16 protein-coding genes are annotated in these 13,136 nt (G+C 31.7%); 10 read left to right on the top strand and 6 right to left on the bottom strand.

The window, feature by feature from the left end:
- Positions 1–38: 38 nt before the first annotated feature.
- The 3 genes from ACFWU4_RS08300 to ACFWU4_RS08290 are packed head-to-tail and all read left to right on the top strand — an operon-like array spanning position 39 to position 2,171.
- Entirely contained in the window at positions 39–800 is a 762-nt protein-coding gene (locus ACFWU4_RS08300) for a 5'-nucleotidase C-terminal domain-containing protein (protein WP_411126710.1), read from the top strand.
- A gap of 15 nt (positions 801–815) precedes the next feature.
- On the top strand, positions 816–1,727 hold the full coding sequence (locus ACFWU4_RS08295; RefSeq protein ID WP_411126708.1) for a bifunctional metallophosphatase/5'-nucleotidase: 912 nt from the start codon (positions 816–818) through the stop codon (positions 1,725–1,727).
- A 57-nt stretch (positions 1,728–1,784) separates the two neighbouring features.
- Positions 1,785–2,171 carry a DoxX family membrane protein gene (locus ACFWU4_RS08290; protein ID WP_411126706.1) on the top strand — a complete coding sequence of 129 codons (387 nt, stop codon included), beginning with the start codon at positions 1,785–1,787 and terminating at the stop codon, positions 2,169–2,171.
- Here the strand turns inward: ACFWU4_RS08290 and ACFWU4_RS08285 are convergent.
- The 5 genes from ACFWU4_RS08285 to ACFWU4_RS08265 form a co-directional block, all read right to left on the bottom strand.
- Positions 2,168–2,911 (bottom strand): hypothetical protein, encoded by a 744-nt coding sequence (locus ACFWU4_RS08285; RefSeq protein WP_411126705.1) that lies wholly within the window; start codon positions 2,909–2,911, stop codon positions 2,168–2,170. The two genes, ACFWU4_RS08290 and ACFWU4_RS08285, sit on opposite strands and share 4 nt — an antisense overlap.
- Positions 2,912–3,009: 98 nt before the next feature.
- Positions 3,010–5,004, bottom strand: coding sequence for an NAD-dependent DNA ligase LigA (gene ligA, locus ACFWU4_RS08280; RefSeq protein ID WP_411126703.1), 1,995 nt, complete (start codon positions 5,002–5,004; stop codon positions 3,010–3,012).
- A gap of 1 nt (position 5,005) precedes the next feature.
- The gene (locus ACFWU4_RS08275) at positions 5,006–5,587 is read right to left on the bottom strand and encodes a TIGR00730 family Rossman fold protein (protein WP_411126701.1); all 582 of its coding nucleotides are present in this window, start codon (positions 5,585–5,587) and stop codon (positions 5,006–5,008) included.
- Positions 5,588–5,637: 50 nt separating this feature from the next.
- Positions 5,638–6,540 (bottom strand): peptide chain release factor N(5)-glutamine methyltransferase, encoded by a 903-nt coding sequence (gene prmC / locus ACFWU4_RS08270; RefSeq protein ID WP_411126699.1) that lies wholly within the window; start codon positions 6,538–6,540, stop codon positions 5,638–5,640.
- A 1-nt stretch (position 6,541) separates the two neighbouring features.
- Positions 6,542–7,033, bottom strand: coding sequence for a GNAT family N-acetyltransferase (locus ACFWU4_RS08265; protein WP_411126697.1), 492 nt, complete (start codon positions 7,031–7,033; stop codon positions 6,542–6,544).
- Between the two features lie 60 nt (positions 7,034–7,093).
- Between ACFWU4_RS08265 and ACFWU4_RS08260 the strand changes: the two genes are divergently transcribed.
- Genes ACFWU4_RS08260 through ACFWU4_RS08240 form a run of 5 tightly spaced genes read left to right on the top strand, consistent with a single transcriptional unit; the run spans position 7,094 to position 10,618 of the window.
- Entirely contained in the window at positions 7,094–7,552 is a 459-nt protein-coding gene (locus ACFWU4_RS08260; RefSeq protein ID WP_411126695.1) for a hypothetical protein, read from the top strand.
- On the top strand, positions 7,553–8,557 hold the full coding sequence (gene ribD / locus ACFWU4_RS08255; protein WP_411126693.1) for a bifunctional diaminohydroxyphosphoribosylaminopyrimidine deaminase/5-amino-6-(5-phosphoribosylamino)uracil reductase RibD: 1,005 nt from the start codon (positions 7,553–7,555) through the stop codon (positions 8,555–8,557).
- Positions 8,544–9,161, top strand: a complete 618-nt coding sequence (locus ACFWU4_RS08250; RefSeq protein ID WP_411126692.1) for an HAD-IA family hydrolase — start codon at positions 8,544–8,546, stop codon at positions 9,159–9,161. Before ribD ends, ACFWU4_RS08250 begins: the two co-directional genes overlap by 14 nt.
- Complete coding sequence (locus ACFWU4_RS08245) at positions 9,158–10,009, top strand: EamA family transporter (RefSeq protein ID WP_411126690.1); 852 nt, start codon at positions 9,158–9,160, stop codon at positions 10,007–10,009. The genes ACFWU4_RS08250 and ACFWU4_RS08245 overlap by 4 nt, the downstream gene beginning before the upstream one ends.
- Positions 10,010–10,618 (top strand): IMPACT family protein, encoded by a 609-nt coding sequence (locus ACFWU4_RS08240; protein WP_411126688.1) that lies wholly within the window; start codon positions 10,010–10,012, stop codon positions 10,616–10,618.
- Here the strand turns inward: ACFWU4_RS08240 and ACFWU4_RS08235 are convergent.
- The gene (locus tag ACFWU4_RS08235) at positions 10,613–11,020 is read right to left on the bottom strand and encodes an acyl-CoA thioesterase (protein WP_411126686.1); all 408 of its coding nucleotides are present in this window, start codon (positions 11,018–11,020) and stop codon (positions 10,613–10,615) included. The two genes, ACFWU4_RS08240 and ACFWU4_RS08235, sit on opposite strands and share 6 nt — an antisense overlap.
- 197 nt (positions 11,021–11,217) lie before the next feature.
- Between ACFWU4_RS08235 and dnaA the strand changes: the two genes are divergently transcribed.
- Positions 11,218–12,645, top strand: coding sequence for a chromosomal replication initiator protein DnaA (dnaA, locus tag ACFWU4_RS08230; protein WP_411126684.1), 1,428 nt, complete (start codon positions 11,218–11,220; stop codon positions 12,643–12,645).
- Positions 12,646–12,657: 12 nt separating this feature from the next.
- Complete coding sequence (locus ACFWU4_RS08225; protein ID WP_411126682.1) at positions 12,658–13,122, top strand: low molecular weight protein-tyrosine-phosphatase; 465 nt, start codon at positions 12,658–12,660, stop codon at positions 13,120–13,122.
- Positions 13,123–13,136: the final 14 nt, after the last annotated feature.

Raw genomic sequence — 13,136 nt, 5'->3', positions numbered from 1 at the left:
CACTCACAAATATTTGTTAACAAGATATAAGTTATTCAATGACTATTAAACACATATTTAAGCTAAGCTTTATTCTTATTATTTTTTCATGCAATAATGATACTCATTTATCTAAAATTGAAGGAAAACGTTTAGATATTAATGAAGAAATAGTTTCAGATTCTTCAATAGAAAACTATATTAGACCTTATCGCGAAAACGTAAATAAAAATCTTGATAGCGTTATTTCTTATGCAATAGAGACCTATTCTAAATCTGATGGAGACCTTAATACAGCCATTGGTAATTTAATGGCAGACGCTGTGCAGAGTGAAAGTGATATAATTTTTAATAAAAGAACCGGTAAACATATTGATTTTGTTCTGCTAAATCATGGCGGTATTCGTTCTATAATTTCAAAAGGTAATATTACTACTAGGACAGCATATGAAGTTATGCCGTTTGAAAACTCAGTTGTCGTAGTTAAATTAAAAGGTACACAGGTACAGAAACTAGCAGAATATTTAGCCGCTGCGAAGCGTGCACACCCCATTTCTAAGCAGTTTCAATTGACAGTAAGCAATAATGACGCCGTAAAATCTGTGACAGTAAATAACAAAGAAATTAAGAACAATGAATATTATTACGTCGCCACTAATGACTACTTATATAATGGTGGAGACAGAATGACTTTTTTCCACCCTAATGACAGTTTATATGTGTTAGATTATAAGATTAGAAATGTACTTATAGATTATTTTAAAAAGAAAGACACACTTAATCCAAAGCGTGACAATCGTTTTATTAAATTAAATAATTAGTAAAATATAATTTTAATGAAAAGAAGAAATTTTATACAACAATCAACGGCAGCCACAGCGTTATTAGGTTTAAGTGGCATAGGACTACAATCCTTTTCTTCTAGTACAAAAAAAATAACTATTCTGCATACTAATGATGTGCATAGCCATATAGACCCGTTTGGACCAGAAGATGGAAGAAATGCAAATAAAGGTGGTGTAGCTAGACGTGCTACACTTGTTAATTCGATAAGAAAAGAAAATCCAAACACACTTTTATTAGATGCTGGTGATATCTTTCAAGGAACACCATATTTTAATTATTATGGAGGTGAGCTAGAATTTAAACTTATGAGTATGCTTAATTATGATTTAGCCACCATTGGAAATCATGATTTTGATAACGGAATTGATGGATTGTTTGCACAACTGCCACATGCCAAATTTGAATTTGTTTCTGCCAACTACGATTTTTCAAATACCGTAATGGATACTCATGTAAAACCTTACAAGACCTTTATTAAAGATGGTATTAAAATCGGAATCTTTGGACTAGGAGTGCAATTAGACGGACTGGTAGACAAAAATATGTTTAAAGAAACCGTATACAACTATCCTATTGAGATTGCACAAGACATGTCTCGAATTTTAAAAGAAGATGAACAATGTGATTTGGTCATTTGCTTATCACATATTGGGTATTATTATAAAAATAAACCCGACAGAGTTTGCGATTTAAGCTTAGCTAAAGCCACAAAGGATATAGATTTAATAATAGGAGGGCACACTCATACGTTTTTACCAAAACCCACTATAGAAAAGAATAGTATTGGGAAAAATGTACTAGTAAATCAAGTTGGTGCATATGGTTTATATCTTGGCAAGATTGACTTTTATTTTGAAGCGGGTAAAGAAACAAAATCTGAAGGTACTACTATTATCGTCTAATTGATTTGTAAGTAATTTGGTCATTTACGTCTAACCATTAGAACAAAGCCAAACAAAATGAATTCTAATAAAACTATTTTAGCTCTTCGTGTTATCGTTGCGATAATACTTATACAAACACTTCGTTTTAAGTTTACAGCACATCCCGACAGTGTTTACATTTTTGAAACTGTTGGCTTAGAACCCTTTGGAAGGATTGGTATTGGTGTTTTAGAACTTATAGCCGGTATTCTTTTATTAATACCAAAAACAATATGGGCTGGTGCGGCATTAACTTTAGGTCTAATTGGTGGTGCAATAATGATGCATCTTACACAACTTGGTATTGAAGTAAAAGAAGATGGTGGCGTACTATTTTACACAGCTATTCTAACTTTTGTTTTAAGTGGAATAATTCTTTACTCGCAGCGAAAAAACATACCTTTTTTAAACAAAAGAACTTAGACTTCTTCTAATTGTTCATCTAAATAAGACGGAATCGGTCCTGTAAATTGCAACTGTGATTGCGCATAAAAGAATGAAAAAGCTACAACTAAAAAGAAAGAGTAAATTAAACCTAAATTTTGATCATCCAATAATATGTAGTAATAAGCGAGTTGAATTATTTCTGAAAATACGATACAGATAGAACCTATTAAAAATTGCATTGATTTATTATCATTTCTGTACATGTAATTTATTAAGGCTGAAGACAATAAAGCCATAATAACGCTGTTATAAATAAACTCGAGTATATATTGCGAAAATGACAATGCACCTTCAGCAGTATCAGTTACAACTACAACACAAAAAACATCCAAAATTAAGAGTATTATTATGGGTATTGAGAGTTCTGCAAATACCTCTCTAAACTTAAGGTTGACGAGTACTTTTACAATCAGGAAAATGTAAGAAATAATGTAAAGTATATTAGCGCCGTAATAATGGTAATCAATTTTACTTGCGGGAATTTCGGGCAAATACCATGACAAAAGACTCCAAAAATGGGCCGTCGTAAAAATAATTAAGAACCAAAGGAAATATTTAGTTTTATTTTCTGTGAATCGATGATAAAGTATGGTGAGTAACACCAGCATTATAGTACTTACGATTGCACCTTCCGCTTCGAGTGCAAAACCCTGAAACAAAATAAAAATACCACCAAGTAGAAGTAATACTACTTTTAAAAATTTATTTACTAACATTAATTAATCCCTTATTAACATCAAACATATAATAATTTTACAATTAAACGATAAAAAAAAGCATTTTATCGATGAAATACATGTTTTTCTGTAGGAATTTATTTCAATAAATTTAAAAAGTCTTGTTCAGATAGAATTTCAACATTTAATTTCTCTGCCTTTTCGCGTTTACTAGGACCCATTTTATCTCCAGCAACGAGATAAGTTGTTTTAGATGAAATGGATGAAGACACTTTTCCACCATTATCCTCGATAAGTTTCTTAAGTTCAGTTCTAGAAAGCGTTTCAAATACTCCAGAAACCACAATTGACATTCCTTTTAATATTTCAGTCTGATTTGCTAGTTTATCTGCCGAAATTTCTAATTGTAACCCAAAAGTTTTTAAACGTTCAACAATTTTTCTATTCTGTTCAGATGAAAAGAAATCGACAACACTTTCAGCAATACGTTCACCAATCTCATCAACAGTGACTAGATCTAAAATCGAAGCAAACATTAAAGCATCAATAGATTTATAATGCTTTGCAAGTTTCTTAGCCACAGTTTCTCCAACGTATCTAATACCTAATGCAAATAGAACACGCTCAAAAGGAATTTGCCTAGAAGCTTCGACTCCATTTATTAAGTTTTCAGCACTCTTTTTTGCCATTCTCTCGAGCGGAATAACTTGCTCAACTGTTAACTCATACAAATCAGAATAATCTTTAATCAAGCCTTCTTTAACTAATAGCGCTACGGTTTCCCCTCCCAAACCTTCAATATCCATAGCCTTTCGAGATATGTAATGCTGAATTCTTCCAACAACTTGCGGTGGACAGCCATTATAATTGGGACAATAATGTTTAGCCTCACCGTCTAAGCGTTCTAGGTGAGTTTCACATTCTGGACAAAACTGTATATAACTAGTAGAAACAGAATTTTCTGGGCGTTTCGTTAAATCAACAGCGATGATTTTTGGAATGATCTCTCCCCCTTTCTCAACAAAGACCTCATCACCTTCTCTAATATCTAACTTTTCAATCTGATCTGCATTGTGTAATGAAGCACGTTTTACAGTTGTACCAGCCAACTCTACAGGTTCTAAGTTTGCTACAGGAGTAATTGCCCCTGTACGCCCAACTTGGTACGTAATTTCATTAAGTCTTGTTGAAACTTGCTCTGCTTTAAATTTATAAGCCATTGCCCAACGTGGTGCTTTAGCTGTAAATCCTAATTCATCTTGCTGAAACAAACTATTAACCTTTACAACAACACCGTCTATTTCATAAGGTAAATTATGACGTTCTTTATCCCAATATTCTACATATTCTAAAACTTCATCAATAGAATTAACCAATTTAGCTTCTTTTGGGACTTTAAATCCCCAAGCTCTTGCTTTTTCTAATCCCTCATATTGAGTAGATATATTTAGATTATTACCTTTGATACTATACAACAAACATTCTAATGGTCGTTTAGCAACCTCAGAACTATCTTGTAATTTCAAGCTTCCAGAAGCGGTATTTCTTGGATTTCTATAAGGCTCTTCTTCATTTGCAATACGTTCTTCATTCATTTTAAGAAAACCTTGTATTGGTAAAATGATTTCTCCTCTTATATCAAAACGATCTGGAAAATCCCCTTTTAGCTGAAGAGGTACTGTATTTATAGTCTTAATATTAGCCGTAACTTCGTCCCCTTGTACTCCATCGCCGCGTGTTACTGCTCTAAGTAATTTTCCGTTTTCGTAAGTAAGGTTCATGGAAGCTCCATCATACTTTAATTCGCAAGTATATTGCACTTTGCCATCTACCATTTTTTTAATTCTGGTTTCCCAATCGAGTAGATCCTCTTTAGAATACGAATTGTCTAAAGAGTACATTCTAAAATCGTGAACCGTTGTTTTAAAATTCTTAGTTATTGCACCTCCTACGCGTTGTGTAGGTGAATTAGCATCGAAAAACTCAGGATTTGCATCTTCTAAAGCCTGAAGTTCTTTAAGTTTTATATCGAACTCGTAATCACTAATACTTGCATTGTCTAAAATGTAGTAGTTATAGTTGTGGCGACGTAGTTCGTTTCTTAAATCAATTATGTTTTGCTCAATACTCATTCTAAAGTCCGTCTTTATTTAACCATTGCGGTGCTGGTAATGGTATATAATTATTCATTTTTTCTATTAATCCATCTATAGTTGTGTCAATAACTACAGCTTCTAAATTTTCTTGCTTTAGGAAACCACGCTTTACCATCATTTTACATTGTGCGATCAATGCATCATAGTACCCATTGGTATTTAAAATCCCAATTGGTTTTGTATGCAAGCCCAGTTGTCCCCAAGTTGTAATTTCGAAAAACTCGTCCATGGTTCCGAAACCTCCTGGTATAATTATAAACCCATCGCTTTTTTCGTACATTAATATCTTACGGTCATGCATATTTTCGGTAACAATTAATTCTGTTAGTCCTTTGTGTACAATTTCTTTTGTTTTTAAAAAGACAGGTATAATACCAATGACCTTTCCGTCATCATCTATTGCGCCTTGAGCAACCTTTCCCATAATACCAATTTTAGCCGCACCATAAACTAAAGCGATGTTTTGTTTTGCCAAAGTTGCTCCGAGAGAATAGGCTTCAGAAATAATTTTGGAATCATTACCTTCACTACTGCCACAAAATACTGATATACTTTTCATATGCCTTATTAATTACTTACCATTTAAGGAAACTATTAATATAAAGTTATTTATAATTTAATGCCTCTTAACATTCTATCATTGCCATTTAAATCTTTAAGTAATTCAACACCTTCAAAAAAGGGTTTTGTTAATAAAGACTTTGTTTCTTCACCAAGATACTGGTTAATTTCAAAATAAAGTTCGCCGTGTTTTTTTAAATTATTAACCGCAAATTCTGTAATTGCTTTATAAAACTGAAGTGGGTTATTATCCTCTACAAATAATGCTAGATGCGGTTCGTTGTCTAAAACGTTTGGTTTAATTTCCTTTTTTTCTAGATGCCTCACGTAAGGTGGATTAGATACTATGATATCAAATAAAAATCCTTTATGACGTAGAGAAATATCTTCCCAGGTAGAAAAATTAACATCTATTAAAATATCGGCTTCAATAACATGTATATCCACGTTATTTAATTTTGCATTCTGTTCTACAATTTTTAAAGCATCCTTACTTATATCTAATGCATAAACCTCTGCATTTGGGAGATGCTTTGCAAGTGAAATAGCTATGCAACCAGAGCCAGAGCCAATATCTAAAATTTTCATAGCGCTGCTTTCAATATCACTGCGACCACGCTCTGTTTGACTTTTAATTATTAAGTCTACCAACTCTTCTGTTTCGGGTCTAGGAATTAAAACATTTTTATTTACTTTAAAAGTTAATCCATAAAATTCAGTTTCACCTATTATATATTGTATAGGTTTCTGTTGATGCAAATCTTCTAATACCTTAAAAAAAGTATCAGTTTCTGATTTGTTAATTGTGAATTCTGGTTGTAAAGCCAGCTGAAATCGAGGTAAATCTAAATAGTACTCTACACATATAAAAAAGAGGCTATTAACTTCATCTTCACCGTAATTAACATCTAATTCTTTATGAAATATATTTTGAATTTCTTTTAATAACACCTTATAAATCTTTAAGCATCCATTCCGTACATGAATAATGTCCTGTATTACCCAATGGCTTATCTAAACTTTTAAAACCAACTTTTCCATACAACTTTCTTGCATCTTTCATATAGGGCAAAGTCTCTAAATAACATTGATCAAATCCTGAAGCTTTTGCGAACGCTAAACACTTAGACATCATATCACTGCCAATACCTTTACCTCGGGCTTCTGCCATAAAATACATCTTCTGAAGTTCGCAGACGTTACCTTCATAGTTATCTAATGGTGCTATTCCTGCACCACCTAAAACAGTCTCACCGTATTGCACCACAAAATATGCTTTACGAGGTTGGTCATAGGTCTCCGTCATACAATCTAATGCGGCATCTTCGTAAGCTGTACCAACTTTTGGTACACCCATTTCTATTAAAACTGAACGAATTGCCTCTGCAATTTTAGCGTTGTCTTTGAGTTCAATTTCTCGAATAACAATGGTATCTTTACGCACTTAAATTTTGTTTTAATACTGAATTTATTTCGGTTTCAAGATAGTTATAATTCCTATTTTATGATGAAGAGATTACTATTCATTTCGATATTTTTTACACTAGTTTTCAACTGTACGTATAATGAACAACCAGAATTCCTTGGCCTTGAAAACATTAAAGTGATAAACTCTAATTTAAAGTCAATTACCTTAAAAGCAGATGCTCTATTTATTAACCCAAATGATGTTGGCGGAGTATTAAAAACAGATGAATTGAAAGTTTATATTAACGAGACAGAAGTTGCGACTATAGTTTCAGATGAATTTAAAGTACCTTCTAAAAAAGATTTTAAAATTCCTTTAGTAGTAGCAGTAGCAACTGATAGTATAATAGACAAAAAAAGTTTAGGTGGTTTATTAGGAAGCCTCATTTCACAAAATCTAAAAGTTCATTATAAAGGAGTTATTAAGTATAAAGTGCTCGGCTACTCATCTACTTATAAAGTGAACGATACTCAAGACCTTAAAATAAAGTTATAATTGACCATCCACGAGACACACATACAACGTTGTATACAGATTGCAAAAAATGGTTTAGGTGCTACAAGACCTAACCCAATGGTTGGTGCCATTTTAGTTTATAACGATACTATTATAGGTGAAGGTTTTACGAGTACTTACGGAGGTCATCATGCAGAAGTCAATGCCATTAAATCTGTTAAAGACAAATCACTTTTACAAAAAAGTACACTATATGTAACACTAGAACCCTGCAGTCATCTCGGTAAAACTCCACCATGTAGTGACTTAATTATAAAACACAAAATCCCTAAAGTTGTTATAGGCTGTGTAGACGATAATCCTAAAGTAGCTGGTAAAGGAATTGCCAAATTAAAAGCTGCAGGTTGCAAAGTAACCATTGGTGTTTTAGAGCAAGAATGCAAAATACACCACAAACGATTTTTTACATTTTATACTAAAAAACGCCCTTATATTATTTTAAAATGGGCAGAAACTAAAGATGGATTTATCGCACCTATTACAAAAGACGAACAAAAACCTGTTTGGATAACAAATAGATACTCTAGACAATTAGTTCATAAATGGCGTGCTGAAGAACAGTCTATTTTAGTAGGAACAAATACCATTGTAGAAGATAACCCGAGTTTAACAGTTAGAGACTGGAAAGGGAACAATCCTACTCGAGTTGTAATTGATAGAACTTCAAAATTGAATCTTACTTTTAATGTTTTTAACACTGAAGTCGAAACTTTTATTATAAATGAACAAAACGTAGATTTTAATGAGCCTATAGCATTTCAGATTGCTAAATTATTTTACGATAACAATATAAATTCTATCATCATTGAAGGCGGCGCAAAAACACTACAAACGTTTATAAATGAAGAACTTTGGGATGAGGCTCGTATTTTCACCGGTAATATTGAATTTAAGGATGGTGTAAAAGCACCAAAAATAAATGGAAAACTTATTTCGGAAACAATCATTAAAAATGATCTATTAAGTATTTATGTCAAAGATTAAAACATTAATATTCGATTTTGGTGATGTATTTATCAATTTAGATAAAGTTGGTGCTATGGAAAATGCATTAGATCTTTTTGGATTAGATACATTTGAAGGTGAAATGATAGATACGAATACACAGTATGAAATCGGAAGAATTTCCACTTCAGAATTTATACAATTCTATTTATCAAAATTCCCGAATTTAAATAAAGCTGAAGTAGTCAAAGCTTGGAATTATATTATAAAAGATTTCCCTAAATATCGCTTGGATTTTATTAAAACCTTAGCTCAAAACAAAGACTATCAATTAATACTATTAAGCAACACTAATGACATGCATATCGACTTCATAAAACAGAAAGTTCCGTTTTATGAGGAGTTTAAATCTTATTTTGATGTTTTTTATTTGTCACAACAGATACATTTAAGAAAACCTAATGCGGATATTTTTGAATTTGTTCTACGAGAAAACAAGATTATAGCTAAGGAATGCTTATTTATTGACGATACTAAAGATAATACTGACATGGCAAAAAAATTAGGCTTTTCTATTTGGAATATTGATGAAACAAAAGAAGACGTCGTTAATTTATTTTCAATCAAAAAAGATTTATTTTGATATACCTTTTACTGAGTGTTCTTTCTTCAACTGCAATATTTGTGCTTTTCAAGCTTTTTAAAAAGTATAGGGTTAATACTCTACAAGCAATTGTTTTCAATTACATCACAGCATGCACTTTTGGGTACCTTCTTTATGATGGAAAAATCAATAGCACAACAATTATACAGACCAATTGGTTTTATGCCGCAATAGCACTCGGCTTTTTATTTATTACAATTTTTAATGTCATGGCTTTAACAGCACAGAGAAATGGTCTTTCTGTTGCCTCTGTAGCCAGTAAAATGAGTGTGATAATCCCAATATTATTTGGTATTTACATATATAATGAAGGTGTAGGGTTTCAAAAAATCACAGGTATAATTCTGGCTTTAATTGCTGTTTACTTAACATCGGTAAAAGAAAAGGAAAATTCTGATATGAGTAAGTCTATTTACTTACCTATTTTATTATTTCTAGGATCTGGTATTATAGATACAAGTGTTAACCACTTTGCACCTGAAGGTAATATGCCTTTATTTTTGTCCATAATATTCGGTATTGCTGGCCTTTTGGGAATGCTAATTATCGGTATTAATTATACAAGAGCAAAATCTCAATTTAACTTTAAAAGTCTCCCTTTCGGTTTTGCGCTAGGTCTTGTTAATTATTGCTCAATGTACTTTTTATTAAAAGCCTTACGTGCAGGTAGTTTTGAAAGTTCTTCTGTCTTTACTATCAATAATGTATCTATTGTGGCACTTTCTACACTAATAGGCTTACTATTATTTAAGGAGTCTATTTCTAAGAAAAATTGGATAGGAATTAGTGTAGCTATTACATCAATAATACTAGTTACCTTAACATAAATGGATTCAAAAGATACTTACAAAACAATTCTTAAAACCTCTAAGGGTGATTTATTTAAGGACAAGAATAGTAAGTTTTACGGCTATGCTTTTCATGTAAAGGAAGAAGAAGACATAAAAACCCATTTAGAAAATTTAAAAAAAGAACATTATGCTGCAAGACATTGGTGCTATGCTTATCAACTAGGAACAGATAACATCCGTTACAGAGCAAATGATGATGGAGAACCTAATAATTCAGCCGGCATGCCAATATACGGTCAAATTCAATCTTTTGGTGTTACAAACATCCTAGTCGTAGTCATCAGGTATTATGGTGGTATAAAATTAGGTGTTGGAGGTCTAATTAATGCGTATAGAACAGGTGCTCAATTGGCTTTAGCAGCTTCAGAAATAGTTGAAAAAACTATTAATATAGATTTTGAGCTAAAATTTGAATATAAAAATATGAGTAAAGTAATGAGAATTCTAAAAGAAAATCAGGTAGAAATAAACAAACAGACGTTAGAGTTAAATTGTTTGTTGGAAATATCTGTCAGAAAAGGTAACAGTTCTAGAATCTTTGATCTTTTTAATCAATTTTTCGGTATAGAAATTAATGAATTATAACGAGTAATCTTGCAGTTTATCTAAAAGATATTTCGGACAGCGAGTTGGTCTATTTTTTTTGACGTCTATAAATGCAAGAATTGTGTTACCAGTAGCAAGTAAAATATCAGATTCATTCCATAATTCATAATTAAACTCTATTGATGCAGTAGGCATTTTTTTTAGCATAGTTTTTACTTTAACAACATCATCGTAACGTGCTGAATTTTTGTAATTTACGCATAGCGAAATAACCGGCAACATAATCCCTTCTTCTTCCATATCCCTGTAACTCAGGCCGTACTGGCGTAACCATTCAGTTCTACCAACTTCAAAATAAACAGCATAATTCGCATGGTAAACCACACCCATCTGATCTGTCTCACCATATCTCACCCTAATTTTAGTTTCGTTAAAATTCATATATTTAAAGTTCGCTTTTAGAAAAAAGTTGTAATTTTAATTTCGAATTAAACATGGTGAAAAAATTCTTAAAATTCGATAAAAAATGATTTTTTTATTAAGAATTTTGTTCACATATTTGTCTTGTTAAAACGAATAGAAACTACTATTCTTTTTTCTTTTGCTAACTAACTAACAATAATAACTTAACTTAACGTATGGAGGTAACAGCGCAATCTGTTTGGGGAAATTGTCTAGCTTTTATTAAAGATAATATACAACCACAAGCTTATAAAACATGGTTTGAACCTATCGTTGCTGTTAAACTATCTACTAACGCACTAAGCATCCAAGTTCCTAGTAAATTTTTCTACGAATGGCTAGAGGAGCACTATGTAAAGATCTTAAAAGTAGCTCTGACCAAGGAATTAGGTGAAGATGCTAAATTGGTTTACGTCATTAAGATGGAAAACACTTATGGCAACAAACAACCTTTCACAGAAAAAATACCAAGTTCTAATAGATCACCTGTAAAGTCACAAGATGTTGATGTTCCTTTTAATAATAAAAGTCCAGAGTTAAGAAACCCTTTTATTATTCCTGGTATTAGAAATGTGAAAATTGAATCTCAATTAAATCCAAGTTATAGTTTTGAAAACTTCTTAGAAGGAGATTCAAATAGATTAGCAAGAAACGCTGGTATTGCCGTTGCAAATAAACCTGGCGGCACCTCATTTAATCCACTTTTAATTTTCGGTGGAGTTGGCCTAGGTAAAACACATTTGGCCCATGCGATAGGTGTAGATATTAAAGATAAATATCCTGAGAAAACAGTACTATATATCTCTGCTGAAAAATTTACACAACAATATATAGATTCAGTAAAGAAAAATAATAGAAATGATTTTATTCACTTCTATCAAATCATAGATGTTCTTATTATTGATGATGTACAATTCTTGTCTGGCAAGTCTGGTACACAAGACGTATTCTTCCATATTTTCAATCATTTACATCAAAATGGAAAACAAGTTGTCTTAACGAGTGACAAAGCTCCTGTAGATATGCAAGATATTGAACAACGCTTATTATCGCGTTTTAAATGGGGATTGTCTGCAGAATTACAAACACCAGACTTTGAAACAAGAGTTTCAATATTAAAGAATAAACTTTATCGAGATGGTGTTGAAATGCCTGAAGAAATTATTGAATATGTAGCAAAACATATCAAAACAAATGTTAGAGAATTAGAAGGTGCTATTATTTCTTTAATAGCTCAGTCATCTTTTAATAAGAAAGAAATTACCATAAATCTAGCAAAAGACATAGTAGAAAAGTTTGTTAAGAATACAAAACGTGAAGTATCAATAGATTACATACAAAAAGTAGTTTCTGATTATTTCCAAATGGATGTAAGTACATTACAGTCTAAAACTCGTAAGCGTCATATTGTACAAGCGCGTCAATTGGCCATGTTTTTTGCCAAAAAATATACTAAAGCCTCATTAGCTAGTATTGGTTCTCAAATTGGTCAACGTGATCATGCGACTGTTTTACACGCATGTAAGACGGTAGATAATTTATCTTCAACAGATAAGCAATTCAGAAAATATGTTGAAGATTTAGCTAAAAAATTAGCCCTATAAATTTTAAAATTCATGATTAATATTCTAATGGTGTGTTTAGGCAATATTTGTCGATCGCCGTTAGCTCATGGTATCTTGCAATCAAAACTTCCAGAGATTAATTTTTTTGTAGATTCTGCCGGTACTGCAGCTTATCATATTGGAAATAAACCTGACTATAGGTCAATAATTGTTGCTAAAGAAAAAGGTATTGATATTAGTTCTCAAAACGCTAGACAATTTAAGGTCGAAGACTTTGATAAATTTGACTATATCTATGCTATGGATCACTCTAACTACACAAACATAATTAGCCTAGCAAGACACAATAAAGACATTGGTAAGGTCTATTTATATCTCGAAGAAAATAGGTTTAACACTAACAAAAATGTACCTGATCCATATTATGGTGAACTAGAAGATTTTAAAAAGGTTTTTAACTTAATTGAAGAGACTTCTGAGTTAATTTCAAAAAAACTAAAAGCAACTCATTTATAACACATTTAAACTGT

The sequence above is a fragment of the Winogradskyella sp. PE311 genome (genome assembly GCF_046545555.1).
Classification (GTDB): domain Bacteria; phylum Bacteroidota; class Bacteroidia; order Flavobacteriales; family Flavobacteriaceae; genus Winogradskyella.
Note: the sequence above shows the minus strand (reverse complement) of the source record. Positions and strands in the feature narration are given on the sequence as shown.

What these genes read in the sequence shown, in the direction of transcription:
- ACFWU4_RS08240 (WP_411126688.1), top strand. Translation starts at nt 10,010, where the DNA reads ATGGATTCAAAAGATACTTACAAAACAATTCTTAAAACCTCTAAGGGT.
- ACFWU4_RS08250 (WP_411126692.1), top strand. Translation starts at nt 8,544, where the DNA reads ATGTCAAAGATTAAAACATTAATATTCGATTTTGGTGATGTATTTATC.
- ACFWU4_RS08260 (WP_411126695.1), top strand. Translation starts at nt 7,094, where the DNA reads ATGATGAAGAGATTACTATTCATTTCGATATTTTTTACACTAGTTTTC.
- ACFWU4_RS08295 (WP_411126708.1), top strand. Translation starts at nt 816, where the DNA reads ATGAAAAGAAGAAATTTTATACAACAATCAACGGCAGCCACAGCGTTA.
- ACFWU4_RS08300 (WP_411126710.1), top strand. Translation starts at nt 39, where the DNA reads ATGACTATTAAACACATATTTAAGCTAAGCTTTATTCTTATTATTTTT.
- ACFWU4_RS08225 (WP_411126682.1), top strand. Translation starts at nt 12,658, where the DNA reads ATGATTAATATTCTAATGGTGTGTTTAGGCAATATTTGTCGATCGCCG.
- ligA (WP_411126703.1), bottom strand. Translation starts at nt 5,004, where the DNA reads ATGAGTATTGAGCAAAACATAATTGATTTAAGAAACGAACTACGTCGC.
- ACFWU4_RS08235 (WP_411126686.1), bottom strand. Translation starts at nt 11,020, where the DNA reads ATGAATTTTAACGAAACTAAAATTAGGGTGAGATATGGTGAGACAGAT.
- ACFWU4_RS08275 (WP_411126701.1), bottom strand. Translation starts at nt 5,587, where the DNA reads ATGAAAAGTATATCAGTATTTTGTGGCAGTAGTGAAGGTAATGATTCC.
- ACFWU4_RS08290 (WP_411126706.1), top strand. Translation starts at nt 1,785, where the DNA reads ATGAATTCTAATAAAACTATTTTAGCTCTTCGTGTTATCGTTGCGATA.
- dnaA (WP_411126684.1), top strand. Translation starts at nt 11,218, where the DNA reads ATGGAGGTAACAGCGCAATCTGTTTGGGGAAATTGTCTAGCTTTTATT.
- ACFWU4_RS08285 (WP_411126705.1), bottom strand. Translation starts at nt 2,911, where the DNA reads ATGTTAGTAAATAAATTTTTAAAAGTAGTATTACTTCTACTTGGTGGT.